At 66.7% G+C, this 25,761-nt stretch carries 23 protein-coding genes and 2 pseudogenes; 16 read left to right on the forward strand and 9 right to left on the reverse strand.

Annotation, left to right across the window (positions count from 1 at the left end; all coding sequences use genetic code 11):
• Positions 1-5: 5 nt before the first annotated feature.
• The 9 genes from D3869_RS30170 to D3869_RS30210 all read left to right on the forward strand — a co-directional run bounded on the left by D3869_RS30170 (position 6) and on the right by D3869_RS30210 (position 10,449).
• Positions 6-962 carry an ABC transporter permease gene (locus D3869_RS30170; RefSeq protein ID WP_137143321.1) on the forward strand — a complete coding sequence of 319 codons (957 nt, stop codon included), beginning with the start codon at positions 6-8 and terminating at the stop codon, positions 960-962.
• Entirely contained in the window at positions 959-1,798 is an 840-nt protein-coding gene (locus D3869_RS30175) for an ABC transporter permease (RefSeq protein WP_137106629.1), read from the forward strand. Before D3869_RS30170 ends, D3869_RS30175 begins: the two co-directional genes overlap by 4 nt.
• The gene (locus D3869_RS30180; protein WP_137143322.1) at positions 1,798-2,778 is read left to right on the forward strand and encodes an ABC transporter ATP-binding protein; all 981 of its coding nucleotides are present in this window, start codon (positions 1,798-1,800) and stop codon (positions 2,776-2,778) included. The genes D3869_RS30175 and D3869_RS30180 overlap by 1 nt, the downstream gene beginning before the upstream one ends.
• Complete coding sequence (locus D3869_RS30185) at positions 2,768-3,718, forward strand: ABC transporter ATP-binding protein (RefSeq protein ID WP_137143323.1); 951 nt, start codon at positions 2,768-2,770, stop codon at positions 3,716-3,718. Before D3869_RS30180 ends, D3869_RS30185 begins: the two co-directional genes overlap by 11 nt.
• Positions 3,719-3,750: 32 nt before the next feature.
• Positions 3,751-4,566: an SDR family NAD(P)-dependent oxidoreductase gene (locus tag D3869_RS30190; protein ID WP_175426681.1), complete on the forward strand. Its 816-nt coding sequence runs from the start codon at positions 3,751-3,753 to the stop codon at positions 4,564-4,566.
• 38 nt (positions 4,567-4,604) lie between these two features.
• Positions 4,605-5,564, forward strand: coding sequence for a LysR substrate-binding domain-containing protein (locus D3869_RS30195; protein WP_175426682.1), 960 nt, complete (start codon positions 4,605-4,607; stop codon positions 5,562-5,564).
• 99 nt (positions 5,565-5,663) lie between these two features.
• The gene (locus tag D3869_RS30200; protein WP_137143326.1) at positions 5,664-6,572 is read left to right on the forward strand and encodes a LysR substrate-binding domain-containing protein; all 909 of its coding nucleotides are present in this window, start codon (positions 5,664-5,666) and stop codon (positions 6,570-6,572) included.
• Between the two features lie 107 nt (positions 6,573-6,679).
• The gene (locus D3869_RS30205; protein ID WP_137143327.1) at positions 6,680-8,257 is read left to right on the forward strand and encodes an FAD-dependent oxidoreductase; all 1,578 of its coding nucleotides are present in this window, start codon (positions 6,680-6,682) and stop codon (positions 8,255-8,257) included.
• 152 nt (positions 8,258-8,409) lie between these two features.
• Entirely contained in the window at positions 8,410-10,449 is a 2,040-nt protein-coding gene (locus D3869_RS30210) for an FAD-dependent oxidoreductase (RefSeq protein WP_137143328.1), read from the forward strand.
• A gap of 788 nt (positions 10,450-11,237) precedes the next feature.
• On the opposite strand, the gene D3869_RS30215 is transcribed toward D3869_RS30210, so the two are convergent.
• From D3869_RS30215 to D3869_RS30230, 4 genes and pseudogenes are all read right to left on the reverse strand, one after another.
• Positions 11,238-11,612: a nuclear transport factor 2 family protein gene (locus D3869_RS30215; RefSeq protein ID WP_137143329.1), complete on the reverse strand. Its 375-nt coding sequence runs from the start codon at positions 11,610-11,612 to the stop codon at positions 11,238-11,240.
• Positions 11,613-11,636: 24 nt separating this feature from the next.
• Positions 11,637-11,948, reverse strand: a complete 312-nt coding sequence (locus D3869_RS30220) for a HigA family addiction module antitoxin (protein ID WP_137143330.1) — start codon at positions 11,946-11,948, stop codon at positions 11,637-11,639.
• Entirely contained in the window at positions 11,948-12,229 is a 282-nt protein-coding gene (locus tag D3869_RS30225; RefSeq protein WP_137143331.1) for a type II toxin-antitoxin system RelE/ParE family toxin, read from the reverse strand. Before D3869_RS30225 ends, D3869_RS30220 begins: the two co-directional genes overlap by 1 nt.
• A gap of 461 nt (positions 12,230-12,690) precedes the next feature.
• Positions 12,691-13,047 (reverse strand): annotated as a pseudogene (locus D3869_RS30230) (DDE-type integrase/transposase/recombinase); the annotation flags it as partial.
• A gap of 101 nt (positions 13,048-13,148) precedes the next feature.
• On the opposite strand from D3869_RS30230, the gene tnpA reads away from it, so the two are divergent.
• The 3 genes from tnpA to tnpC all read left to right on the forward strand — a co-directional run bounded on the left by tnpA (position 13,149) and on the right by tnpC (position 15,590).
• Positions 13,149-13,559 (forward strand): IS66-like element accessory protein TnpA, encoded by a 411-nt coding sequence (gene tnpA / locus D3869_RS30235; protein WP_137143332.1) that lies wholly within the window; start codon positions 13,149-13,151, stop codon positions 13,557-13,559.
• On the forward strand, positions 13,556-13,903 hold the full coding sequence (gene tnpB, locus D3869_RS30240) for an IS66 family insertion sequence element accessory protein TnpB (protein ID WP_137138615.1): 348 nt from the start codon (positions 13,556-13,558) through the stop codon (positions 13,901-13,903). The genes tnpA and tnpB overlap by 4 nt, the downstream gene beginning before the upstream one ends.
• 79 nt (positions 13,904-13,982) lie before the next feature.
• A complete protein-coding gene (gene tnpC, locus D3869_RS30245; RefSeq protein WP_137138614.1) occupies positions 13,983-15,590 on the forward strand; it encodes an IS66 family transposase in 1,608 nt (535 codons plus the stop codon).
• Between the two features lie 25 nt (positions 15,591-15,615).
• Here the strand turns inward: tnpC and D3869_RS30250 are convergent.
• Both D3869_RS30250 and D3869_RS30255 read right to left on the reverse strand, forming a co-directional pair.
• Positions 15,616-15,978, reverse strand: a pseudogene (locus D3869_RS30250) (IS6 family transposase); the annotation flags it as partial.
• Positions 15,979-16,176: 198 nt separating this feature from the next.
• Positions 16,177-19,179, reverse strand: a complete 3,003-nt coding sequence (locus D3869_RS30255) for an ATP-binding protein (RefSeq protein WP_137143333.1) — start codon at positions 19,177-19,179, stop codon at positions 16,177-16,179.
• 307 nt (positions 19,180-19,486) lie between these two features.
• On the opposite strand from D3869_RS30255, the gene D3869_RS30260 reads away from it, so the two are divergent.
• The 3 genes from D3869_RS30260 to D3869_RS30270 are packed head-to-tail and all read left to right on the forward strand — an operon-like array spanning position 19,487 to position 22,810.
• On the forward strand, positions 19,487-19,963 hold the full coding sequence (locus D3869_RS30260; protein WP_059399765.1) for a (2Fe-2S)-binding protein: 477 nt from the start codon (positions 19,487-19,489) through the stop codon (positions 19,961-19,963).
• Position 19,964: 1 nt separating this feature from the next.
• Positions 19,965-22,169 (forward strand): xanthine dehydrogenase family protein molybdopterin-binding subunit, encoded by a 2,205-nt coding sequence (locus D3869_RS30265; protein ID WP_137143334.1) that lies wholly within the window; start codon positions 19,965-19,967, stop codon positions 22,167-22,169.
• A 2-nt stretch (positions 22,170-22,171) separates the two neighbouring features.
• Entirely contained in the window at positions 22,172-22,810 is a 639-nt protein-coding gene (locus tag D3869_RS30270; protein ID WP_137143335.1) for an Isoquinoline 1-oxidoreductase subunit, read from the forward strand.
• Positions 22,811-22,957: 147 nt separating this feature from the next.
• Here D3869_RS30270 and D3869_RS30275 read toward each other — a convergent pair whose 3' ends face one another.
• Positions 22,958-23,563, reverse strand: coding sequence for an FMN-dependent NADH-azoreductase (locus tag D3869_RS30275; protein WP_137143336.1), 606 nt, complete (start codon positions 23,561-23,563; stop codon positions 22,958-22,960).
• A gap of 116 nt (positions 23,564-23,679) precedes the next feature.
• Between D3869_RS30275 and D3869_RS30280 the strand changes: the two genes are divergently transcribed.
• The gene (locus D3869_RS30280; RefSeq protein ID WP_137143337.1) at positions 23,680-24,618 is read left to right on the forward strand and encodes a LysR family transcriptional regulator; all 939 of its coding nucleotides are present in this window, start codon (positions 23,680-23,682) and stop codon (positions 24,616-24,618) included.
• A gap of 36 nt (positions 24,619-24,654) precedes the next feature.
• Here D3869_RS30280 and D3869_RS30285 read toward each other — a convergent pair whose 3' ends face one another.
• Together D3869_RS30285 and D3869_RS30290 are read right to left on the reverse strand one after the other, a co-directional pair.
• Complete coding sequence (locus D3869_RS30285) at positions 24,655-25,122, reverse strand: nuclear transport factor 2 family protein (RefSeq protein WP_432613453.1); 468 nt, start codon at positions 25,120-25,122, stop codon at positions 24,655-24,657.
• 195 nt (positions 25,123-25,317) lie between these two features.
• Complete coding sequence (locus D3869_RS30290; RefSeq protein ID WP_137143339.1) at positions 25,318-25,737, reverse strand: response regulator transcription factor; 420 nt, start codon at positions 25,735-25,737, stop codon at positions 25,318-25,320.
• Positions 25,738-25,761 lie beyond the last annotated feature (24 nt).

Raw genomic sequence — 25,761 nt, forward strand, 5'->3', positions numbered from 1 at the left:
TTGACATGGCTTTCGCACTCCTACGCCATGTCGTGACGCGAAGCGCCGGGGTGTTGATTCTGGCCCTGATGGGGGCGGCCGTGGTGTTTTTCGCCATGCGCGCCGCCCCCGGGGATCCGGCTTTGACGGCCCTTGGCGAAGGCGCCTCCACGGAAACCATCGCGGCCTTTCGGGCGCGATGGAATCTCGATGAACCTCTGCTCGTTCAGTTTGGGCTGTGGGTCGCAAACGCCCTGCGTGGAGATTTCGGACAGTCGCTGTCGATCGCTTCCGGAACGGCCGTGTACTCGCTGTTCGCCGACCGGCTGCCCAACACGCTCTTCATCGGTGTCTACGCCATCATCCTGGCGGTGCTGATTTCCCTCATCGCTGGCACCGTGGCGGCGCTCAACCGGGGGAAGATCATCGACACCGTTGCAACGTCGATCGCGGCGGCCGGCATCTCCATGCCGGATTTCTGGATCGGCTACGTGCTCATCTACGCCTTCGCGCTCGGCCTGGGCTGGTTTCCGGCCTACGGCTTCATCTCGCCGGTGGAATCCCTGGGGGGCGCCCTTCTCAGCGGATTCCTGCCGGCGCTTGCCATCGCGGCGCCGATGGCGGCCTCCTTCACGCGCATCCTGCGCTCCGCGCTGATCGACAACGCACACCGCGACCATGTGCGTGTCGCCCGATCGCTGGGGCACGGCCCAAGCTTCATCTTCCTGCACCATGTCCTGCGCAACGCGCTGATTCCCTTCGTCACCGTCATCGGCCTTCAGGTCCGCTACCTGCTCGGCGGCACGGTGGTCATCGAACGCATCTTCGGCATCAACGGCGTGGGATCCCTTATGATCGACGCCGCCTTCGGGCGGGACTATCCGATCATTCAGGCCTGCGCCCTCACGTTCCTGCTGATCGTCCTGCTCGTGAACATCGTCGTCGACCTGATCTGCACCATGCTGAACCCGAGGATGCGATGATCCCTGTGCTGAAGCGGCTTGCCGCAAACAAGACTGCATTGACCGGGGCAATCATTTCGGTTCTGGTCGCCTTCGCCGTCATCTTCGGGCCGATGATCTCCCCCTATGACGGGGACGCCATGGACGTCATGGCCATGCTGGCGCCGCCGAGCCTCGCCCATCCGTTCGGCACCGACACGATGGGACGGGACGTCCTGACGCGGGTCCTTTATGGAGCCAGGCTGTCCCTTCTGATTTCCATCTCGGGCGTCGGCATCGCCGCCGTTCTGGGGTCGATGATCGGCCTGTTCATCGCCTACCGGCCGGGGTTCGTCAGCAACGTGCTGATGAAGGCGTCCGACCTGCTGTTCTCGTTCCCCAGCTTCGTCCTGGCGCTGTTCCTGATGGTGGTCCTGGGCTATGGCGTCTTCAACGTCGCGCTTGCGATCGCGTTGATCTACCTGCCGATCTTCGTGAGGCTCGCGCGCAATCTGGCGCAGCTCATCGTGCAGGAGCCGTGGGTGCAGGCGGCGAAGCTGTTCGGCCAGCCCACCCATTCGATCCTGCTGCGGGAACTGTTGCCCAACGCCCTGTCGCCGCTCCTGGTGCAGGCGACGATCGGCGTCGCCTTCGGCATCGTCATCGAAGCGGGTGTCAGCTTTCTCGGCCTGGGCGTCCAGCCGCCGGCCCCGTCCCTCGGGCTCGTGATGTCGGATGGGCGCGAATACTTCAACACCGCCCCCTGGGTGCTCACCATGACGGGCCTGGCCATTTCCATCGCCCTTCTCGGCCTGAATCTCCTGGGCGACGGCCTGAGGGACCTGACCGATCCGAAACTGAAGGAGCGCCTGTCGTGATGCCGACTCCCCTTCTGCGCGTGCGTGACCTGAGAACCTCCTTCGGCTCGGGCGATCGGAGATCCGAGGTCGTCAAAGGCGTCTCCTTCGATCTGAACAAGGGCGAGGTGTTGGGCCTCATCGGCGAGTCCGGATCGGGGAAGACGGTGACGGGACTGAGCGTTCTCCAGCTCCTGCCCGACAACGCCCATGTGGAGGCGGCGGAACTGACCTACAACGGCCGGTCGCTGGCCGAGGTCGGCGCCAAGGACATGCAACGCCTTCGCGGCGCCGATCTGGCGATGATCTTCCAGGACCCCGTGGGCTCGTTCAACCCCGCGAAGACCATCGGCTGGCACATCGTGAAGGCACTGGGCCGCCATTCCGCCGGGCCATCCGGGGACCTGAGGCCCGGGGACCTGAAGGAGGTGGCCGCCGACCTTCTGAAGCAGGTCAACATCCGGGAGCCGGAACGCACCATGGCGTCCTATCCGCACCAGCTGTCCGGCGGGATGCTGCAGCGCGTGCTGATCGCGATGGTGTTCGGACTGAACCCGAAACTGGTGATCGCCGACGAGCCCACGACCAATCTCGACAATCTCGTGGAACGCCAGATCCTGGAACTCATCCGGAGCCAGCAGCGGCAACACGACACGGGCGTCCTGTTCGTCACGCACGACCTGACCGTCGCGCGGCATCTGTGCGACCGGGTTGCGGTCATGTACAGCGGCCGCATCGTCGAGATCGGCCCGACGGAGCGGATCCTCGAACGGCCGGCGCATCCCTACACGGCGGGCCTGCTGGCGACCGCGCGCTCCCTGGAGAAGCGCGACGCGGCGCTCTATGAGATCAAGGGCGAGCCGGGCGCCACGAGTTGGGCGAAGCGCTGCGCCTTTTCGGCGCGCTGCCCCCAGGTGACCGACCGTTGCACGGCCGCGGAGCCGACCGAGCGCACGGTGGAGGCTGGCCACAGCGTAAGGTGTTTCAATCATGCTGCATAACGCGATCGACGCGATGCCGGTGGGCGCCTCTCCGCTCATCCGCATTCGCGACGCCGTTCTCGAATTCAAGATCGGCAAGGCCTGGGGCGCCAAGCGCGACCTCCGCGTCCTCGACGACATTTCGCTCGACGTGAAGGAAGGGGAAATCATCGCGCTTCTCGGGGAATCCGGCTCGGGCAAGACCACGCTCGGCAAGGCGATGCTCGGTCTCCACCCGCTGACCTCCGGGAGCATCAAGGCCGAACCCCCGAAGGCCGCAGCGCCGCGCCGTCAGGACGCGCACGATCTGCAGATGGTGTTCCAGGATCCCCTGTCCTCGTTCAACCCGCGCTTCACCGTCGGGTCCTCGATCGCGCTGCCGCTGCGCTTGCATCGGAAGCTGTCCGAGGAAACCATCGTCGAACGGGTCGCCGAGCTGCTGAGCCGGGTTGGTCTCAACGCGGGCTTCGCTCAGCGCCACCCGCACGAGATGTCCGGTGGCCAGTTGCAGCGCGCCGCCATCGCGCGCGCCCTGGCCTTGTCGCCGCGCCTGATCGTCGCCGACGAGGCGGTGTCGAAGCTCGACGTCTCCGTGCGCGCCCAGATCCTCAATCTGATCAAGTCGCTGAACCGTTCGGAAAAGATCGCGTTCGTCTTCATCACGCACGATCTCGGCGTCGCGCAGTTTCTCGCCGACCGCGTCGCGGTGATGTATTTCGGCCGGATCGTCGAACTCGGCCCCGTCGATCAGGTCATGGACAGCCCGCGCCATCCGTACACGACGATGCTGATGAACGCGCGCAAGGGACAGGCCCCGGTGGCGGACGAGGCCAAGCGGAGCGCGAAGGGCTGCAATTTCGCGAACCGCTGCCCGCGCGCGCTCGGCAAATGCCACGAGGTCCGGCCCGAGGTCACCGTGTTCGGCGACGATCACGAATTCCGGTGCTTCAATCCGGTCTAGCGACCCGATCCGGCGACAAAAGAGGACATCCGATGAGAAGCGAGGATCGTGCAACCCCATCCGTTGCCGTGGTGGTCGGCGGAACGAAGGGAATGGGACGGGCCGCATCGCTGGCCTTGGCTCGGGACGGTTTCGAGGTCTTCGCCTGCAGTCGGGACCGGAAGGACGTCGATGCCCTGTGCGAGGAGGGGCGCCGGGCTGATCTGCGGATCGACGGGGCCGTCTGCGACGTCGCGGACGAAGCGGCCCTGAACGGCTTCATCGACGCGGCCGCCCACCGGCATGGGCGCATCGACACGCTCGTCTTCGCCGCGGGCCGGGCCTACCCCGGCAACGCGCTCGAACTCACCAGCGAGGACTGGGATTCCTGTTTCCGGCTCAACCTGCGCGCGCCGTTCCTTGCGGCGAAAAGGGCCTTGCCGGTGATGATCGCCGGCGGCGGAGGCTCTCTGGTGTTCGTCTCGACGATCTGGGCCTTCACGACGCCGTGCGACCGTTTGGCCTATCTGACGGCGAAGTCCGGATTGACGGCGCTCGTCCGCGGGCTGGCGGTCGATCACGGCGGCCAGGGCATTCGCGCCAACGCGGTCGCGCCGGGCTATGTCGACACGGAGTTCCTCCGGCGGTCCATCGAAACGGTTCACGGCAGCGCGCAGACGCCGGAGGTTCTGGCGAACGTGCTCAAGGCCCATCCCATGGGACGGATGGTCCGGCCGGAAGAGGTCGCCGAGGCGATAAGTTTCCTTGCCGGCGAACGGTCCAACGGCTTTAACGGCCAGACCTTGATCGTGGATGGCGGGGCGACGACCAAATTCTCGCTGGCCGACGCCTGGCGCCGGAATGAATGAACGAAACGAGTGAACGGCCGCGTTGGCGGGGGGCCACAATGGTGACGGATGCCGAGAAAACGCCGAAGGGCAGCGCCCGCGACATCGGCTATGGCCAGGTGCGGTTGAGCGTTCGCCAGCTCGAGGCGTTCCGGGCCTTCATGCTCGCCCGCACCACGAATGGGGCGGCTGCGATCCTCGGCATTTCCCAGCCGGCGATCTCGCGCTTGATCGAACAGCTCGAACGCTCGCTGCGCTTCGAGCTGTTCGACCGCAAGAACGGCCGCCTCGTCCCGACGCCGGAGGCCGACATCTTCTTCGAAGAGGTCGAACGGACGTTCGTTTCCGTCGACAAGATCTCGGAGATCGCGCGCGATATCCAGGCGGCCCGCATGGGCAGCCTCACCGTCGCGACCATGCCGGCTCTGGCGCACGCGTTTCTGCCGACGGTCATCGCTCGCTTCGCCAGGCAGCATCCCCAGGCTCGCATTTCGGTGCTGGTCTTCCCGTCCACGAAGATCGAGGAACTGGTCTCGGCCCACCACGTCGATTTCGGCCTGGGCGAGTTCCCCTTCGTCCGCAGCGGCATCAACGCCGCGGAGTTTTGCTGCACGCCCTACGTCCTCGGCATGCCGGCCGGGCACCCATTGGCGGCCTTGCCGCAGGTGTCGGTGACCGATCTGGCGGGCGTGCCGTTCATCTCGCTCAGCAGCAACACGGCGGCCCGGCACGCCATCGACCAGCAATTCCTGATGGCCAATGTGCCGCGAGAGCAATATTACGACGCCCAGAACTCCGGGGTAATCGCGGGCATGATCGCCCAAGGGCTCGGCGTCGGGCTGATCGATCCCTTTACGGCGCGGGATTTCCAGGGCCGCGGGATCGACGTGCGGCCGTTCGAACCGAACATCCCCTTCCGGGTCGGCGTCCTCCACCCCGCCCACCGTCCGCTCTCCCGGGTCGGCCGCGAATTCCTCGGGATGCTCCAGGCGATCCGGAAGGAATGGGGGATCAAGTGAGGCGGCCTCCCCCGGATGCCGTCCCACCCACCGCATTCGCGAGCGCATGCGTCCGCGCCGCGCAGCCGCGACAAGCTCGGCGGAGCGCTAGGAAAATCCATGAATCTCAGTCACTTCGAAGCCTTTCGCGCCATCATGCAGACGGGAACCGTAAGTGGCGCGGCGGAAATTCTCGGGCGCAGCCAGCCGGCGGTGAGCCGTATGATGGACCGCCTGGAGTACGAGATCGGCCTGACCCTGTTCGTCCGCCGCAAAGGTCGGGTGTCGCCGACCGCCGCGGCGCATCATCTGCTGGACGAGGTGGAACGCGCCTTCGTCTCGCTGTCCTCCCTGCAGGACTTCGCCCGCCGCCTGCAGGAAGGCGACGAGAGCGAGGTGGCCTGCTCCGTCATGCCGGCGCTCGGCATCGACTTCATGCCGCAGGTCATCAGCCGCTTCCTCGCCAGCCATCCGCGCACGCGCGTCACCCTGAACGTCCGCATGTCGGTCAACGTCGAGGATTGGGCGGCGACGCAGCAGGTGGATTTCGGCCTGGCGGAAACGCCTTTCAAACGGTCCGGTTTCCGCACGGAGCCGTTCAGCGAAGCTCCCTACGTCGCCGCCGTTCACGCCGATCATCCGCTGGCGAAGCGCGGCGAGGTCCGCGCGCGCGATCTGGCGGAGTTTCCCCTGCTGTCATGGTCTCCCTTCGCCACCGTGAACCGGATGCTGGAGGAGGTAATGCAGAGTGCGGGGGTGCGACCGCGTCCCATCTGCACCACCACCTTCTCCTCGTCCATCTGCGGCATGGTCAGGCGTGGGCTCGGCGTTGGAATCGTGGACCCCTTCACCGCGGCGGCGCAGAAAGGCAACGGCCTGTGCGTGCTGCCCTTCGTGCCGGACATCCCTTGCCGCGTCGCCCTGCTGCTGCCCGATACGCGCCCGCCGACGCCGCTCGCGAGCGCGCTCATCACGTATGCGGAAGAGGAGCGCGACCTCCTGCTGCGGGGGCTTTTCGACAAGGCGTGACTATGCGGTTTGCGCATAACGTAGGGAGTTCTTCTCATTTTGCGCAAACCCATCGCTGCCGCCTAATGGCTTCCTACGCTCCACGTTACCGACAAAGGTCAGAGGCGATGGCACAGACCACAGTGGCCGGCACACGGACCAGGCAGCAGGAACTGCCACAGGATGAGCCACTGTACGACTCCGTGATCATCGGCGGCGGCATCAACGGCACAGCGGCGGCTGTGGAACTGAGCCGAGCGGGATACTCCGTGCTGCTGTGCGAGAAGGGCGACTTTGCCGGCGGTGCGAGCGGGCGGTCCTCCCGGATGCTGCACTGCGGCCTGCGCTACTTCGAAACGCCCAGCCCGGTGCGCGATTTCGCCATGCATCCACGGCGCTTCGTCTCGGCGCTGTCCATGGCCCGGGCGGCCATGGAAGCCCGGGCGGATCTGGCGCAGGACCACCGGGTCGCGACACGGCCGATCACCCTGTGCTTTCCCATCTGGCCGGACAGCCCCGTCCAGCGCTGGCACCTCTCGGCGGGCTTGCGGCTCCTGCAGGCGCTGCACACCAAGGGTCCGTCCCTCGATGCCCGCATCCTCGGCGCGGCCGAGGCGCGCAGCCATCCCATCACGCAGGACCTGCGCGATCTCGACCGCTTGCAGGCCATGGCGGCCTTCCGCGAATACCTGTTCGTCCATCCGGAACGCCTGTGCCTCGACGCGGCCCTGGATGCGGAGGCCCACGGCGCGACGATGGAGCTTTTCACAACGGCGCGGATCGCTGACCGGCAGCCGGACGGCACGTGGCGGGTCGCGCTGGACACGCCGCGGAGCCAGCGCCATGTCCGGGCGCGCACCGTGATCAACATGGCGGGCACCTGGATGGAGTCGGCGGGCACCATTCCCGGTCGGCTGGTGCGGGGGACCAAGGGCGCCCACATCGTCGTCCGCCTGCCGGAGCGCTACCGCGACCACGGCATCGCGACCATGCATCGCGGCGGCCATCCCTTCTACTGCCTGCCGCTCGGCGACGAGTTCTTCTACTTCGGGCCGACCGAAACCCCCTTCGAAGGCGATGCGACCGACGTGGCGGCCGATCAGGAGGACATCGACTTCCTGCTGGCCGAAGCCAACCATCTGCTGCCGGGCCTGGGATTGACGCGCGCCGACGTGCACCAGACCTGGGCGGGTGTGCGGCCGCTGACATGGGACCCGCAGCGCCCGATGGGCGCCCGCGAGCGCATCCTTCACGACCTGGAAGGCCGCGGCATGCCGAACGTCTTCGCCATGACCGCCGGCCCAGTCATGAGCCACCGCAGCGCCGGCCGCGAGATCCTGGACAAGGTTCGCGGGCGGCTCGGCAGCCGCAAGCCGGTGAACGCGCAGTCCCCGGCCAAGCCCTCGGCGTTCGGCGCGGACCCCATCCTGCCCGGCCGCGGCGGTGTGCCGAGGCAGGCGCTTCTGGATGCCGTGACGCGTGAACACGCCCGCGACCTCTACGGCGTGCTCGTGCAACGGACAGGCCTGGTCTGGCAGGGTCTGCTCAGCCGCGAGGATGCGGCTGCGGTGGCCGATGTGATCGCCGGTCCGCTCGGCTGGTCGGAAGATGACAAAGCGCGGGAGGTCGATGCTTTCCTAGCGCTCCAGGCGCGGCGCTTCGCTCCCCCCACACCGACACCGACGGCATCGCCAAGCCGGCCATAGGCCGGGAAAATCGGAAGAACGGCGAGAACAACGCACGGCGAGAAGGCTCAAGGCCGGCCCACCGTTCAACATTCCCGTGCAGAGCGGCGGCGTCCGGGGTCACGAGGCTTCGGAGCCGAGGCCTCCTGCACCCACACTGAGTATCATAAGACATGCTCGACCAGGCCATCACGACGACGCACGACCCTCTGCTCGAATCGCTGACCATCAAGAAGACGGTCTTCCGCAACCGCATCATGAGCACCAGCCACGCCTGCGGCCTGGAAGAGGACGGGATGCCCAAGGAGGCCTACCGCGCCTACCATGTGGAAAAGGCCCGCGGCGGCATCGCGCTGTCCATGTTCGGCGGGTCGTCCAACGTCGACCGCGACAGCCCCAACATCTTCCGCCAACTCAATGCCGGTTCCGACGGGATCATCCCCCACCTGCAGCGCTTCTCCGAGGCCATGCACGCCGAGGGGGCGGCGCTCATGTGCCAGATCACCCACCTCGGGCGGCGGGCCGACCCCTACGCCCAGGACTGGCTGCCGGCCATCGGACCGTCCGCCCTGCGCGAGACCCTGCACCGCGCCATCCCGCGCGAAATGGACGATTACGACATCGAACGCGTGGTGAAAGCCTACGCCGCCGCCGCCCGCCGCTGTTGGGAGGGCGGCCTCGACGGAATCGAAACGCTCGCGGCTGGTCACATGATCGGCCAGTTCCTCTCGCCCAAGACCAACCAACGCACCGACCGCTTCGGCGGCAGCCTGGAAAACCGCATCCGCTTCGGTCTCATGGTCCATGAAGCGATCCGCAAGGCGGTCGGCGACGACTTCCTGGTCGGCATGCGTTTCGTCGTCGACGAAGGCATAGACGGCGCCCTGAAGGCGGACGACTGCATCGCCGCCGCCGAGATCCTCAAGCGGGAAGGGGCGGTCGATTTCTTCAACGCCATCTATGGTTCGATGGACACGGCGCGGGCCCTGACCGAGGAGAACATGCCCGGCATGGGCACGCGCCTTGCTCCCTGGGTGAGCGCCGTCGGCGCCTTCCGGCGTGAGATCGGGCTTCCGGTGTTCCATGCCGCCCGGATTTCCGACATCGCCACCGCCCGCTACGCCGTCAGCGAGGGGATGGTGGACATGGCCGGAATGACGCGCGCGCAGATCGCCGACCCCTATCTGGTTACGAAGCTGGCGCGCGGCGAGGAGCATCTGATCCGGCCCTGCGTCGGGGCGACGCACTGCCAATCGCCCTACCGCCCCCGCTGCCTGCACAACGCTGCGACCGGACGCGAGCTTGCCCTGCCGCACGTCGTCCGCCCCACCACCGGTCCACGCCGGCGCGCGGTCGTCGTCGGCGCCGGCCCGGCGGGGCTGGAGGCGGCGCGCGTGCTGGCGGAGCGTGGCCACGACGTGTCGGTACACGAGGCCGGTGCCGAGGCGGGCGGACAGGTGCGCATCGCGGCCGAAGGGAAGTGGCGCCGCGACATCATCGGGCTGGTCGACTGGCGGGTGGCGGAACTGGAGCGGCTGGGCGTGACCGTGTCCTACAATGCCTACATGGAAGCCGCCGACGTGCTCGCGCTCGCGCCGGATCTCGTCATCGTGGCGACGGGCGGACTGCCGCAGACGGAATTCGGCGAAGGGGCGGATCTGGTGGTCCCCTCCTGGGACATCATCGGGCGCCAGGTTCCGCCGGCGGCGGAAGTCCTGATCTTCGACGGCACCGGCCGCCATCCGGCGCCGCTTGCCGCCGAACGGGCGCATACGGCCGGGTCGAATATCCATTACTTCAGCATCGACGGGTTCCTGGCGCAGGAACTCACCTATGCCGAGCGGACCCGGTGGAAGCAGGAGTTCATCCGCATGGGGATCACGCCCCATCTGGAGCATCGTCTGGTGAAGGTGACGCGCGCCGGCAATCGTTTCGCGGCGACGGTGCTGGATGAGCTGACCCACGACCTGCGTGAGATCCAGGTCGACCAGGTCATCGTCGAGATGGGGACGGTGCCCATGGACGACCTGTTCGAAGGGTTGCGGAGCCACGCCGGCAACCGCGGAGTCACCGACATTCCGGCCCTGCTGGCAAACAAGCCGCAACCCATGCGCAACGAAGGGTTCGAGCTGCATCGTATCGGGGATGCCGCCGGCAGTCGGAATGTCCATGCCGCCGTGCTCGATGCTCTGCGGCTGGCTCATGTGTGCTGAGGCTTCAAAAGCTCAGCGGCCACATCCCTGAGGATTGGTGTAGCAACCGTGCCCGCCTGGAAGAGGGGAACCGGCACTGTCACACGAACGGTCGAGGCGCGCGATATTCCGTGAGCTTCGGGCGGTCTCACACCGCAGCGGTTGCGGCGTGCCAGTCGGCCACGGCCAGCGGCCATTGCCTGCGCGTCGACCGGCATGTCGATGCGGGCGCCCTGCGCCGAGTGCTCGCCGTTCTGGAGCGCCGATGCCGATGCCGCCTACAGCGAGGCCCTGACCATCTATCGCGCCCTGTCGGCGAACCAGCCAGACATCTGCTTAAGGAAGGTCGAGCAGATGACGGCCGTATTGGCAATAATCAGGGAAGCCTCTGCCCCGTCGCGATGATCGCGGAACGGCTTTTCCGGGAAACACGGATCCTCAACCGGCCGTGCCTCTTTTCGCCTTTTCGCGACAGCACCAAGGCGGGCGAACCCGCCCCTATTCCGGCTGCAGCTTGAGCAGCTTCTGTCCTGAAGCGGACACCCAAAACTGGTCTACGGTGTGTCCGCCAACCCTCCATTTCGCAACAGTTCTCCGCCGGCCTGGCTATGTCTGCCGGAAGTAGGCGATGACGTGGCGCCCCGATCCTGCCCAGCCGACCGGTGTCGATGCGCCGGACACGATCTTCCATCCCCTCAATGCCCCGTCGAAGTCAAGCCAAGTCGTCCGCGTCAAACTCCTCATCCGTCATGATGAGGATCGCTACGATGATAATTCCTCTCAGCGATTTCGTTCAATCTGAGGATGCTCTAGATTGACTTCCACTCACCTCGCCAATCATACAGCGGGTCTGTTGTGGCATATTCGCGCAAATACGAGATCTTACCATCACGCAACTTTGCAATGGTTGCTCCATCAAAGGTTCTCTCTTCGCCGCGCAAAGTGTAGTGGAATGTCCATTCGACAATTTCCAAGTCGCCCAGCGACTGCAAATCGTGGATTGTCCAGTCGAGGACGCAGCCGTTCTCGGCGAGCCACGTCGAAACCCATTGTTCCACCCAAGCGTGACCGCGGTAGACTGGTCCAAAACTCTCGATGACGACGCAGTCCGGAGTGAGCGTTGCGAGGATCGCATTCGCGTCCTGCGCGCGCCAGCCAGCGATGTACCGCTCTAATAACATCATTTATATAAACTCCTCGTTTTAGCGTCAGGCGGCGTTGAGGGTGGGGATGGTGGCCAGTTCATCCTCCAGCTCGGTGGCGAGGCGGGCCAAATCATAGCGGGCCTGGAGGTTGACCCAGAGATCCGGCCCATTGCCGCACAGCTTGCCCAGGCGCAGAGCCATAGCCGGGGTCACCGGCGCCTCTTCACGCAGGATGGCGTGCAGGGTCTGACGAGAGACCTTCAGCAGCTTGGCGACGTCGGACACCGGACGGTCGAGCGCCGGCAGCACGTCCTCGCGCAGGAGGGCGCCGGGGTGCATCGGGGCGAGGCCCCGCTTCAGAGTGGTGGCGGTCATCAGTGATAGTCCTCCAGGTCGACGTCGATGGCGTCCGGGGCGTCCCAGGCAAAGGTGATGCGGTAGTTGGCGGTGACCCGCACCGACCAGCGCTGTGGTGTCCCCTCCAGGCCGTGGAAGTGATAGCCGGGAAGGTTCATGTCCTCGGGCTTGGTCGCAGCGTCCAGCGCCAGCAGGATGCGGCCGACGCGGGCAACGGCGGCACCCTGCACCGGCAGCTTGTCGGCTTTGCCGGTTTCGAAGTAGCGCCGCAGCGCCTTATTCTGAATGGCGCGGATCATGAATGTAATGTACTGCTTTACACTCATGGCATCAACGGGAAAGTGTAAGGCAGCGGTTTACATTCTTGTCGGGTTCGCGGCTATGCCAAAACCGAGCGGTTCCGGCACTGGCCGCCTAAGTGACCCCAAGAGGCTCCAGCCGCTACCGCCTCCACCACGCGCCAACGACCGTTAAAGCTCGCCTCTCCAGCCCCTGCCGCTCCCAGACGGTGAGGCCTGACGCCCCTCCGCCAGCTTAAAATTCACGCCGATAAAGGGGGCACGCCATAGAACGGGCGAGAATATACGCTAAGCGGACAAAGCCGGAACATCATGCGGCCAAGAGTTCGGTTGGCGCGCGCAATGGGCGATAGCCGGTCATGCTTGGCACACGGTTCGCGCTCCAGAGGGCACTGTCAACTTGTTGATTCTGGCGGTTCTCGAGGGCACGTGTTACCTATGGACGCCCCGGGACCGGGCGATCACGCAGCAACCAGCGGCGCGCCGACGACCTCGGCCCAGGTGGCGAAGGCCTGGGCTCGGGCGGTGCGGTAGTCGGAGGCGGGACGGCTGTCGCGGCGGAGATGAAAAAGGTTGTTGACCGGGTCGTGGATAGAGAGGAAGCGCTGCACTTGGCGGGGTGACTTGAAGCGCTTCATCTGGCGTTCCCGTCGTCGGGTCGGTTGGTGAGAGTTCTCGGCGCGGTTGTTGAGCCCCTTGTGCTGACGGTGCTCCACCCCCGGCATGATGTCCCGCTTGGCGGCGGCGTAGGACTTCAGCTTATCGGTCACCAGCACTCGCGGCGCGCGGCCCTGCTTTTTCAGCAATTTGCGGAGCAGGTGCGTACGCCTCCGGTGAGCGCCGCCTTGGCAAAGTAGGGGTCAGCGTCTGAGGTTTGTGTGGCGCGTCATCGCGCGGACGCAAACGAGTTGCAAACGTCATGGCTTACCAGCGGGTCGAGGTTCTGACGGGAACGGAGCGGCGGCGGACCTACACGCCGGCGGAGAAGGTACGGATGGTCGAGGAGGCGTTCCGCCCCGGCGTGGTGGTGACGGAGGCGGCCCACCGGCTGGGCGTGCACGAAAGCCTGCTGTACCGCTGGCGGGGGCTGATGAAGGCCACGGGGGCCGTCGTGGCCGAACCGTCCAGCTTCGTCGCGGTGACCATCACGCCGGAGCCGACCCTAACCGAACCGCCGGTCGTGGAGCCCCCTGGGCCATTGCCGCTTCCGGCCGCGCCGGCCACGCGCCCGGCGGTCCTCGAGGTCATCTTGCCCAGCGGGGCACGCCTGCGTCTGGAAGGGCCGGTCGACCCGGCTTTGGCGGCGGCTGTCATCGGTGCCCTGGCATGATCCCGGTGCCGAGCGGGGTGCGGGTCTGGCTGGCCACCGGGCACACCGACATGCGCAAGGGCTGGGCGAGCTTGGCGTTGCTGGTGCAGGAACGCTTCGCCCAAGACCCGCACAGCGGCCATCTCTTCATCTTCCGCGGACGCCGCGGCGATCTGGTGAAGATCATCTGGCATGACGGCCAGGGCAGTTGCCTGTTCATGAAGAGGCTGGAGCGGGGCCGTTTCATCTGGCCCACGCCGGCGGACGGCGCGGTATCGATCTCGGTCGGGCAGATGGGCTATCTGCTCGAAGGCATCGACTGGCGCAATCCGCAGAAGACTTGGCGCCCCGAGACCGCGGGGTGACTGCGACACGGTGAATCGACGGACCGGTTCAGGGGGGATTGCGGCGGTTCGACGGCGCGATCCCAGGTAAACTGGCTCCATGACCGCCACCCTGCCCGACGACATCGCCCGCTTGCGCGCCGCCTTGGCGCAGGCCGAGGCACGGGCGGACGCGGCGGAAGCCGAAGCGGCCCGGGCCAGGGCGATGGCGTCGAACACCGAGGCGCTGATCGCCAGCCTGAAGCTGGAAATCGAGAAGCTCCGGCGCGAACTCTACGGCACGCGCTCCGAGCGCAAGGCGCGCCTGCTGGACCAGTTGGAGTTCCAGCTCGAAGAGCTGGAAGCAACGGCCAGCGAGGACGAACTGGCGGCCGAGCAGGCCGCCGCCAAAACCACCGCGGTGACGGCCTTCACCCGCAAACGGCCATCGCGCCAGCCCTTTCCCGACCACCTGCCGCGTGAGCGCGTCGTTGTGCCGGCCCCGGCGAGTTGCCCGTGCTGCGGCTCGGACAAGCTGTGCAAGCTGGGCGAGACGATCACCGAGACGCTGGAGGTGATCCCGCGCCAGTGGAAGGTGATCCAGACAGTGCGGGAGCGGTTCTCCTGCCGGGCCTGCGAGACGATCAGCCAGCCGCCGGCGCCGTTCCACGCCACCCCGCGGGGCTGGGCCGGCCCCAACCTGCTGGCCACCGTTCTGTTCGAGAAGTTCGGCCAGCATCAGCCGCTGAACCGGCAAGCCGAACGCTTCGCGCGCGAGGGCGTGCCGCTCAGCCTGTCCACCCTGGCCGACCAGGTGGGCACCGCCGCCGCGGTGCTGAAGCCGCTGCACGACCTGATCGCGGCGCATGTGATGGCGGCCGGGCGGCTGCATGGAGACGACACGCCGGTGCCCGTGCTGGCCAAGGGCAAGACCGACACCGGGCGGCTGTGGGTGTATGTGCGCGATGACCGGCCGTTCGCCGGCCAAGCCCCACCGGCGGCGCTGTTTCACTATTCGCGCGACCGTAAGGGCGAGCATCCCGAACAGCACTTGGCCGGCTTCACCGGCTGGCTGCAGGCCGATGCGTTCGCCGGCTACAACCGGCTGTACGAGCCCGACCGTCGGCCGGGGCCGATCCATGCCGCGCTGTGCTGGGCGCATGCCCGGCGCGGCTTCTTCAAGTTGGCCGACATCGCCGCGAACACCAGACGCGGCAAGGACGCCCCGCCGATCTCACCGCTGGCGCTGGAGGCCGTGAGGCGCATCGACGCCCTCTTCGATCTCGAGCGCGCCTTGAACGGCAAGCCGGCGGCCGAGCGGCGGGCGGCCCGCCAGGAGCACGGCATCGCCCTGGTAGCCGCGCTGGAGGGCTGGATGCGGATGGAGCGTGCCCGGCTCTCCCGCCATGCCCCCGTGGCCAAGGCGATGGACTACATGCTGACCCGTTGGGACGGCTTCACCCGCTTCCTCGGCGATGGCCGGCTGTGCCTGACGAACAACGCCGCCGAACGCGGCCTGCGCGGGATTGCCTTGGGCAGAAAGGCGTGGCTGTTCTGCGGCTCCGATCGCGGCGGCCACCGGGCCGCCATCATGTACGGCCTGATCACCACAGCCAAGCTGAACGACGTTGACCCGCAGGCGTGGCTGGCCAATGTGCTGGCCCGCATCGCAGACCTCCCGCAAAACCGCCTGCCCGAACTGCTGCCCTGGAACTGGAAGCCAGCCTGACCGCGGCGCTCACCGGATGCGTACGCAGGTGCTTGGCCGCCTTGGCATTGCGCCGGCTCTGCACCAGCACATCGAGCACGAAGCCATCGCGGTCGACGCCCCGCCAGAGATACAGCTTCTTGCCAGCGATGGTCAGGACAACCTCGTCGAGGTGCCACTTGTCGCCGCGCTGGGGAGCACGTCGGCGCAGTTGGTCGGCGATGTCGCGGCCGAACTTCAGGCCCCACTGCCGCACCGTCTCATAACTGACGAGGATGCCGCGCGCTGCCAGCATCTCCTCGACCATCCGCAGGCTCAGGGGAAAGCGGAAGGACAGCCAGACCGCCGTCGCGATGACCTCGGCGGGGCAGCGGTAACCAGTATAGCGGTGGTCGGCGCGGGTCGTCATGCCGCTCCATATCCCGCCTTCGTCCGATCCCGCAACCCGTCCAACGCCAAATTGACGGTGCCGACGTCACCGAAAAGCTCTTCCGCTCACGGGACGAGGGCGGCTTCTGAGCAGGAAATTTGGTCCCCATTTCCCGGATTAGATGTTCTCCCGCCGTGCGTTGCATCATTGTCGTCGGGAACAAGGACCATGTGCCGTCTACCCGGATCGAATCGCCGCGATCGAAGAACACACTGTTACCTCGTCGTACAGGGAGCGAGCCCGGCGTAGATCCTGCGTCCCCCAGCCTTCGCCGTACCGCCCGAGCACGTTGGACAACGTCGTGGTCGCTTCGGCCGTGTCACCTTGATCGCGGAGGAACCGGGCGAAGCTCGTCGCGGCACGCAATTCCCAGGCAAGGGCGCCCTGCCGTCGGCTCTCGGCCAATGCGCGTTCAAACCAGCGCCGCGCCTCCACCGGGTTGCCATTCCGGGCTGCCAGTTCACCACGCACCCGTTTCAAATCGGCCGCGCACCACCCTTCGCCATTCCGGCGCAGGCGGCCGAAGGCCTCGCGCAGGGCCCGCTCGGCCTCAACAGGGCGGCCGGCGTCGATCAGGATCGCCGCATACTCCCCAAGTATATGCGTCAGAAGCGGTCCATGTCGGATGTGGCGCAACTCGCCCAAGACCTCAGCCAGTTGACGCAGGCCGATGTCACGCCGGCCGTGACCGATCAGGAGGAAGCTCTCGTAGCAGCGGCCGAGAGTGTGCCAGATGGCCAAGCCGGCGCCCTTGGTGCGGGCCATCAAAAGGCCAGCGAAGCCATCCAACTCTTCGAGGTTGCCATTGCGCAGAGCGATCGGGCAGGCCGCCTCCGACAGGGCATAGCTGATGCTGCCGGCATGGTCACTGGACACCGCATCCTCGACGTTGCGCCGGCTGACGGCGCGCGCCTGTTCCGGGAAGCCCTGCAGCCACAGGATTTGCGCCTCGAAGCAGCGGGCGGCGACCGACTGGTCGAACTGGAAGGCGGCGATCTGCACCGAACGGGGAATGGTTCCGCTGCGCGCGAGCATGCGTTCGATGCTGCCGCGCGCTGTCGCGAACCGTCCGACAAAGAAGTGTGAGACGCCAAGCATCCGATCGCCGAGGATGGCGAACAGCGGATCGTCGACACCGCTGGACAGGCGCGCATAGGTTTGGGCGATCGTCAGCGCTCCACGGGCGTCACCCTGATTGCGCCGGTCGATCCACAGCCCCCACAGCGCCTTCAGCCGTGCCTCGCGGTCGCCCAGCTCCTCGGCGATGACCAGCACCGTACTCCAGGCGGCTTGCACGCGCTCGCCGGCTCCGTCGATGTTCATCAGAGCGCCGCCCAGCGCGGCGTGAAGCCGCATCACGTCGCGCCGCCGCGTGGGATCACCCGACGGGATGGCGTCGAGTGCGTGTCCGACGGCCTCGATGGTTTCGGCGATCAGCGACAGGTTGGTCCACAGCGGCACGGCGGCGAGGGTAAGGCGCACGCCAAGCGGTAGCCCCTCCTCCGTCGACCAGCACCAGCGCAACGCCGAACGGACGTTGGCGAGCATCGCCTCCCAGCCTGTCCGTTGTGAAGCGCTGTCCGCCGGCTCCGGCGTCCAGTTCTCCAACCGCATCGTCCAATGCTCGGCATGCCGTGCCATCGCGGCATCCTGTTCGCCGTTGGCGACCAACTCCGCCCAGGCGAAGTCCCGGTTGGTGTCGAGCATGCGACAGCGGACGCCAAGCCCGTCGGGCGTCACCTCGATCAGCGATTTCGAAGCCAGCCGCTGGAGCAGACCTTTCACGAGGGCGGCGTCGGCGGCGTCGAAGGAAAGGACGGCAACCGCGTCATCCCAGGCGACGGCGCCGCGGAGCACGCTGAAGCAACGAAAGACCCTCCGCTCCGCCTCGTCAAGCAGGCGATAGCTCCACTCCACCGTCGCCAACAAGGTCTGGTGGCGGGGCAGTGCCGTGCGGTAACCGCTGGTGAGCAGCGCGAAGCGATCGGAAAGTGCCTGCAGAAGACCGGCGACACCGAAATGGGGAACCAGGGCCGCAGCCAGTTCGATGGCCAGCGGCAGCCCGTCCAAGCGCCGGCAGATGTCCGCCAGGATGGGCGCCTCCGCCGCACCGAAGCGCAAACCGGCGGAGGCCGCGCCGGCGCGTTCGATGAACAGCCGCACCGCCGGGAAGGTTAGCGCGTCGGCCGGTGCCACTTGGCCGGCGACTGGCGACGGTAGGCCATGCACCGGATGAATCTGTTCCCCCGCAACACGCAGCGCCTCACGGCTGGTGGCAAGAATGCGGACCCCCGGTGCCACCGCCAGAACCGCCTCGACGAAGCGCGCCGCCGTAGCGACGAGATGTTCGCAGGTGTCGAGCAGCAGAAAGGTGCGCCGGTCCGACAGGTAGCGCAGGATCGTCGCCGTGGGGTTCAGGCTATTGCCCGGCAAACCGAGCCGACCGGCCACGGCGGCGGCCAGCAGTTCACCGTCCGGCAGCGGCGACAGATCGACGGGAACCACTTCCTCCCCTCTGCCCGCCGCCAAGGTGGCGACCCGCATTGCCACTGCCGTCTTGCCGGCGCCGCCCGGCCCGACCAGCGTGACCAGCCGATGAGCGCCGATTTGTCGTCCGACCTCGGTGACCAGCGCGTCACGGCCGATCAGCCGCGTCAGCGGAAGCGCCGGTTGGGGCGGCGACAGATCATGCTCTTCCGGCGCGGTGGAGAGCGGGCGGAGCGGAGTGGTGGACACCGATGGCACGGCAAACGCGTAACCGCGCCCCGTTACGGTGACGATGCAGTCCAGACAAGACGGCTCGACGCCGAGCAGTTTGCGCAGTGCGGCAATCTGGACCCGCAGTGTGTTGCGCTCGACGTGGATGCCGGGCCAGACGGCGGTCATCAGTTCTTCGCTGGTCAGGGTCCTTCCCGCCCGTGTGGCCAGCAGGATCAGCAGATCCATGGCCCGACTGCCGATGCGCACCATCGTATCGCCACGGTAGAGCTTGCGAGCCTGCGGCAACAGCCGATAAGGGCCGAAGACGATCTCGCCCAGGTCAACGGCGTGACTGGGAGCATGGATGGCGCGACCCAGCGAAATTGCGGGTGCCCCCGGAACGTGCGCGTTGCGTGCCGACTGTGATCCAGCAGCCGGACATGGTTCCACGTCACACCGGCTCCCGCCGAAATCCCCCATGGTACCCCCGGCGCTCTCCGGCCGCCCTCGCCCTCCGGCGGTGGTGCAAAATCATATCGTACGGGACCAAAACGGCAACTTCACCTTTGTAAAGTCAGCCTCACCTTTGTGATAGCGCGCCCCCCATCGGCGCGCCTCACACATTTTCACACCATTTAAGTCGGTCTGCTCAGTTCCGGCTGCCTAAGGTTGAGACCGCAAACCGACCCGTCTCTGCCTGACCGACCGCCGGGCAGCCACCGCACCAGGACATCGCAAGCACGGCCGAACATCGCAACAACAGCGCATCGCAAGGGAGCCTCCGACCATGCCCCACACCCTTAACGTCAATGGTATGACGCACACGGTCGATGTGGATGGAGACATTCCCCTGTTATGGGTGCTGCGCGACGTTCTCGGTCTGACCGGCACAAAGTTCGGCTGCGGCATCGCCATGTGCGGCGCCTGCACCGTCCATCTCGACGGGCAGGCGGTGCGGTCCTGCGTCACCACCGTTGCGGATGCCTCCTCCTCCACCATCACCACCATCGAGGCGGTCGGCAGGACCGACGAAGGCGCGCGCGTCCAGCGCGCTTGGCTGGCCGAAGAGGTGGTTCAATGCGGCTATTGCCAGTCCGGGCAGATCATGGCGGCGGCGGCCTTGCTGGCCGTCAACCCACAGCCCAACGACGAGGACATCAATGCGGTGATGTCCGGGAACATCTGCCGTTGCGGGACCTACCCGCGCATCCGTGCCGCCATCAAGCGCGCCTCCGGCGTCATCGTCAGCGAGGAGAATCTGTGACATGGCCATGGCTAACCGGAACACACTGTCCTCGCCTCCCGCCAGCCCGCTTTCCCGCCGGGGCTTCCTCATCTCCGCCGCCGCTGTGGGGGGCTCCCTGGTGATCGGGCTGCGCCCCGCCGAGGTCGCCGCACAGAATGAAGGTGGAACAGCGGCCGAAGCGGCGACGGTTGGCGATGCCACCCTCACTCCCTTCATCCGCATTCCGCCAGCCGGGGCGATCGAGGTGATCGTGCCATCGGCCGAGATGGGGCAAGGCGTTTATGCTGCGATCGCAACGCTGATCGCCGAAGAGTTGGAGGTGCCGCTGGAGCAGATCCGGGCCATGCCGGCGCCGGCCGACCCAGCGCGCTACGCCCACCCTTTGCTTGGCGACCAGATAACCGGTGGTTCGGTCACCATCCGCGGTTTCTGGACACCCATGCGCCAAGCCGGGGCGGCGGCACGGACGATGCTGGTCGCTGCGGCGGCGCGGCAATGGGGCGTGTCCGCCGACTCCTGCAAGGCCGAAGCCGGGGTCGTGCGCCACCCCGAGAGCGGACGCAGCGCTCCCTACGGCACGCTGGCCGCCGCCGCCGCGCGGGAACCGCTTCCGGAAACCGTGATGCTCAAGCCGGCCTCGGCCTTCACCCTGATCGGCAAAACGCTGCCCCGCATCGACTCGCCGGAAAAGGTGAACGGAACCGCCCGTTTCGGGCTCGACGCCCACCCACCGGGAGTCAAATTCGCGGCTTTGGCCATCTGCCCGACCTTTGGGGGCACGCTGAAGGCGATGGACGACAGTGCGGCGCTCGCCGTCAAGGGGGTCCGGCAGGTGGTCCGACTGAGCGATGCCGTCGCCGTGGTCGCCGACCACACCGGATCGGCCCGCAAGGGGCTGGCGGCGCTGCGCATCACCTGGGATGCCGGGCCGAACGGCGGCCTGACCACCGAGGAATTGGAGCGGCGCGCCGACGCCGCCATGGCGGGAGAGGCTCTGGTCGCCCATGAGGCCGGCGACGTGGCCGCGGCGGAGGCGGCACAGGCCCGCGGCCTTGACACCCTGTACCGGTTGCCCATCCTCGCCCATTCGGCGATGGAGCCGATGAACTGCACCGTGCATGTGCGCAAAGACTCCTGTGACGTCTGGGTTGGGACCCAGGTGGCCGGGCGGGCCCGCCAAGCAGCGGCGGCGGTCACTGGCCTGCCTGTGGAGAAGGTGGTGGTCCACAATCACCTGCTCGGCGGCGGCTTCGGCCGGCGCCTCGATTATGACGGCATCACCCTGGCAACCCGCGTGGCCCAGCAGGTCGACGGGCCCGTGCAGGTGGTGTGGAGCCGTGAGGAGGACATCCGTCACGACTCCTTCCGCTATCTGAACCTCAGTCGGCTGCACCTCACGCTCGGCCCCGACGGGCTGCCGGTGTCGTGGCGCCACCGCGTCGTCGGACCGGCGATCATGGCGCGCTTCTTGCCGGCCTTCTTCAAGGACGGCATCGATCTCGACATCGTTGGCGGCGCCGAGGGACCCTATGATATCCCCAACAAGCGCGTCGAGTACGTCCGTCACGAAGCGCCGGAGGGCATGTTGACCGGCAACTGGCGCGGCGTCGGCCCGACCCGCAACGCCCCAGCCATCGAATGCGGCATCGACGAGGCGGCCCATCTTGCCGGCCAGGACCCTGTGATCTATCGGCGGCGCCTGCTCACCGGCCTACCGCGGTTGCGCGCGGTGCTCGACCTCGCCGCGGAGCGGGCCGGCTGGGGAACGCCACTCGAACCGGGGCGCGGACGCGGCGTGGCGGTAATCGCTGACTTCGGAAGCTTCGCCGCCCTGGTCGCCGACGTTCAGGTGACACCGGGCGGTACCGTCCGGATCGACCGCATGGTCTGCGCCGTCGATTGTGGGCAGGTCATCAATCCGGTGATCCTCAAGCAGCAGGTGGAGAGCGGCATCGTCTACGGCCTGAGCGCGGTGCTCTATGGCCGTCTGACCGTGGCCGACGGCGCCATCGTCGAGGGCAATTTCGATGACTCGCCGGTTCTGCGCATCAACGAGTGCCCCCGGATCGACGTCCATGTCGTGCCGAGCACCGAGGCGCCGGGCGGCGTCGGCGAACTGGGCACGCCGCCCGTAGCCCCGGCGGTGATGAACGCGATCTTCGCGGCGACCGGACAAAGGCTCCGCAATTTGCCGATCGACGGCAGCCGGCTGAGGAGGGCATGACCATGCGACGTATCGCCTGTCTCATCCTTCCCGCCGTGACCGTGAGCGCCCTGGCCCTGGCCGCTGCCATCGGCGCCGCCCGAGCGGATACCACCGATCTCGGGCGCGGCTTGAAAAGCCCCGCCGAGATCGTCCCGACCGGAGATCCCGCGTCCCGCTCGCGCGCGCTCTTCACGGAAGCGGCCAAGGTTCTCACCGATCCCCGCTGCATGAACTGCCACCCGGCCGACCGCCAGCCGACCCAGGGCGATGCGATGCGCCCGCACGCTCCGTTCATGCAGGCCGGGGAGTCCGGGTTCGGTCAGCCCGGATTGAACTGCAACTCCTGCCACCGGACGGAGAACACCACCCTGGTCGGCAGCCGCATCGGCTCCGTTCCTGGCGCCACGCCATGGCTTTTGGCGCCGGCCAGCATGGCGTGGCAGGGGCTGACCCTCGGCGGGATCTGCCAGCAGTTGAAGGACCCGGCCCGCAACGGCGGCCGCAGCCTTGCCCAGATCCACACGCACTTGGCCGAGGATCATCTCGTCGCCTGGGCTTGGCATCCCGGCGAAGGCCGCCGTCCGGCACCAGGCACGCAGGCCGCCTTCGGCGCGTTGATCGCCGCCTGGATCGAGACCGGCGCAGAGTGCCCGCCCTGATCCGGTTCGCTGCAGGGATGCCGGCTCAGTGCCGCTCAAACAGATGCAGGCGGAGGGCGACCACTGTCGCGGTGGTCAGCAGTGTACCGTCGAAGCCCGCCACAGCCGCCCGCCGGTCCAACCCTTCTGGCGCCGCGTTGGCGTTTGCTATACGGCCTGCACGATCCGCGCCCGCGCGGCACCGATGGCCTGTTCGTGAGCTTCCGCCCCCAAAGCCAGCCGTTCCGCGCGGATGAATGTGACGTCGGTGATGCCCATGAACCCAAGCAAGGCTCGAAGATGCGGCTCCTGTGCGTCCATCGCCTGCGCCGGGCCCTCACTGTACAGACCACCCCGGCTCTCGATGACGATTGCCCGCTTTTCCGTGAGCAGCCCCGCCGCGCCGCTGGCGGAATACTGGAACGTGACGCCGGCGCGCAGCACATGGTCGAACCATGATTTCAGGGTCGACGGAATGCCGAAGTTGTACATCGGCGCACCGATGATCACCGTATTGGCCGCTTTGAGCTCGGCAACGAGATTGTCCGAAAGTGCGCGGGCTTCCGCCTGATCGGCGTTGGCCGGATCACCGCCCCGCAGCGCGACGGCGGCATCAATGGTCAGGTGGGGAGGCGGATTGCGGCCAAGATCCCGGGCGATGACGTGAAGATCGGGTTCTTGCGAGCGTAGACGTGCAACGACCTCTTCGACGAGGCGGTTCGAGACGGACGCGTCGCCAAGGACGCTGCTGGTAAGGACGAGAACTGTGGACATGGATTTGGACCTCTTGAGCCATCCGACGATGGCGACCGGTCCAAGTTAGCGGTTCACCTGGCGGGCCAGAATGGCCTTAAATGCGCCCAGACTGTTGCCTGATTGGGAACACCGGCATGCCAGAGTTCGCGGACCTGAAGAGCTTCGTCGAGATCGTCGACAGCGGCGGCTTCAACCGGGCGGCGCATCGTCTGGGCATTTCAAAGTCGATCCTCAGCCGGCGCATGGCGCGGCTCGAAGCCGAACTCGGCACCCGCCTTCTCAGCCGCACCACGCGCGGCATCAGCCCGACCGATGCCGGTCTCGAATTCAAAGCGCGGTGCGAGCGGATTCTGGCGGACTTGGAGGACGCGCGTGACTCCATCGCCCAACGAGGGGGTGGGATGATCGGGCGGTTGCGCCTTTCCGTGCCCGCGGCTTTCGTCCATCACATGGCTCCAGTCCTGGCGGACTTGGCCCGGCTCCACCCCAGGCTCGCCATGGATGTGTCCTACAGCGACCGGATTGCCGACCTGATTGGCGAGCGTTTCGATGCCGCGGTCCGCATTGGCACGCTGCGCGATTCCAGCCTCGTGGCGCGCCGAATCGCGCCGGTCCGAGCCGTGCTGGTCGCCAGCCCGGAGTATATCGGGCGACACGGCCGACCGGACGCGCCGCCTGACCTTGCCGCCCATGAATGTCTGATCTACAGCGGCGCGGTACAGACGGAGTGGCGGTTCCGCTCCGGTAAAAATTGGCTGTCGGTTCGCCCGGAAGGGCGCCTACGGACCGACAGCGGGGATGCCATCGTGCAGTGGGCGCTTGCGGGGCTTGGGATCGCCGCCGTTCCGTTGTTCCTCGTGTCGGAGTTCATCGCGAGCGGAAGGCTCGAAGCGCTCCTTCTCGATTACGACATGCCAGAACATGGTCTCTACGTTTTGCGACCTCCCGGCCCCCATGTTTTGGGAAAGGTCCGGATATTGATCGATACGCTTGTCGCGCGCTTCGGCGGCGAACACGCCTCATGCGTCGGTTCGCCGTCTCCGCAGGAGGAAGGTCCGCCACGCGGGAATTGATGCGCCTGCCACGCGGTGGGCAGGACAGCCGCTCTGCTACTGCGTCGGCGTCACGCGCTGCCAGAAATCGTTGAACGCGATGCTGTCGAAGAACGCGGTCGCTTTGATGATCCGGTCGTTCCGCAGCGTAAGGAACCACGCGTAACTGTTGCGATACGGCTGGCCATCGCGGGCCGTTCCTTCCGCATCGAAATGCACGATCACCGTGTCGCCGTCAGCATAGAGATTCCGGATTTCCGGAACGAAACGGCTGGCCATGCGGGCACCGAAGGGCCGGATCACGTTGCTGAGGAAGTCCTCTCGGCCCGTGTAGGTGCGTGCAACCAGGGATGCACCGACGATGGTCCAGTCGGCGTTCTCGTCAAGCAGGTCGTAGGGGCTTCCCGTACCGTCCCGCCACGCCTCGAAGCCTTTGGTAACCGTCGCCCGATTGCGCACCTCCACGCTGTCGGGCGTCTGCTCCGCCGCAACCGCCGGAACCGAAAGGGCGCTTCCGAACGCCAGCGGCACGCACAACGCCAAGGGAGCAAGGGTCCATTTCCTTTTCCGTTGCCGCGTTTGCACGGTCACGCCTCCTTCAGAAAATGATCGATCCGAGCGTTGGCAGAGCAGCGTGCAACACGCTGAGCGCTTTGGGCCGTGAAGCGTTGTTGCGTAATGTTAAGAGGTGTTCAATGTGCCGAGGTGGGAACAGGCGTTTCATCGTTGCGATGCTGTTGCCGGCCGTCGTACCTCCCCGCTCCCCGTCTGAACGATGCCCTTACCGGTTCCTCGTGCTGCCGACAAAACTGCCGACCGCAGCTTGTCGAGGCCGAACGGCATTTCGAGAATCGGCACCTTGTCCTGCATCAGCCAATCTGACGTAAGAAAATGTGCCGCCAAGCCGATGGCGCCGATCGGGTGCCGACGCAACAGGCTTTCGATCTCGTTCAAATCGCTCATCAAGTCGATGTTGAACAGAACAACGTCGGGTGTGGCCTCGCTCAGCGCCGCGGCCAACTCGGTGCGCGTGGAAACCGCTTCGCACCCTCCCACACCCCACTGCTCAAGCATCAGGCGGAGGCCCGACGCAATGGCAGGATTGGCCTCGGCAATCAAGACTCTGACTTCGCTTAGCATGGGCATTGTCATTCCGCCTGCTGA

Origin of the sequence: Azospirillum brasilense (assembly GCF_005222205.1) — a bacterium.
Taxonomy (GTDB): Bacteria; Pseudomonadota; Alphaproteobacteria; order Azospirillales; family Azospirillaceae; genus Azospirillum; species Azospirillum brasilense_G.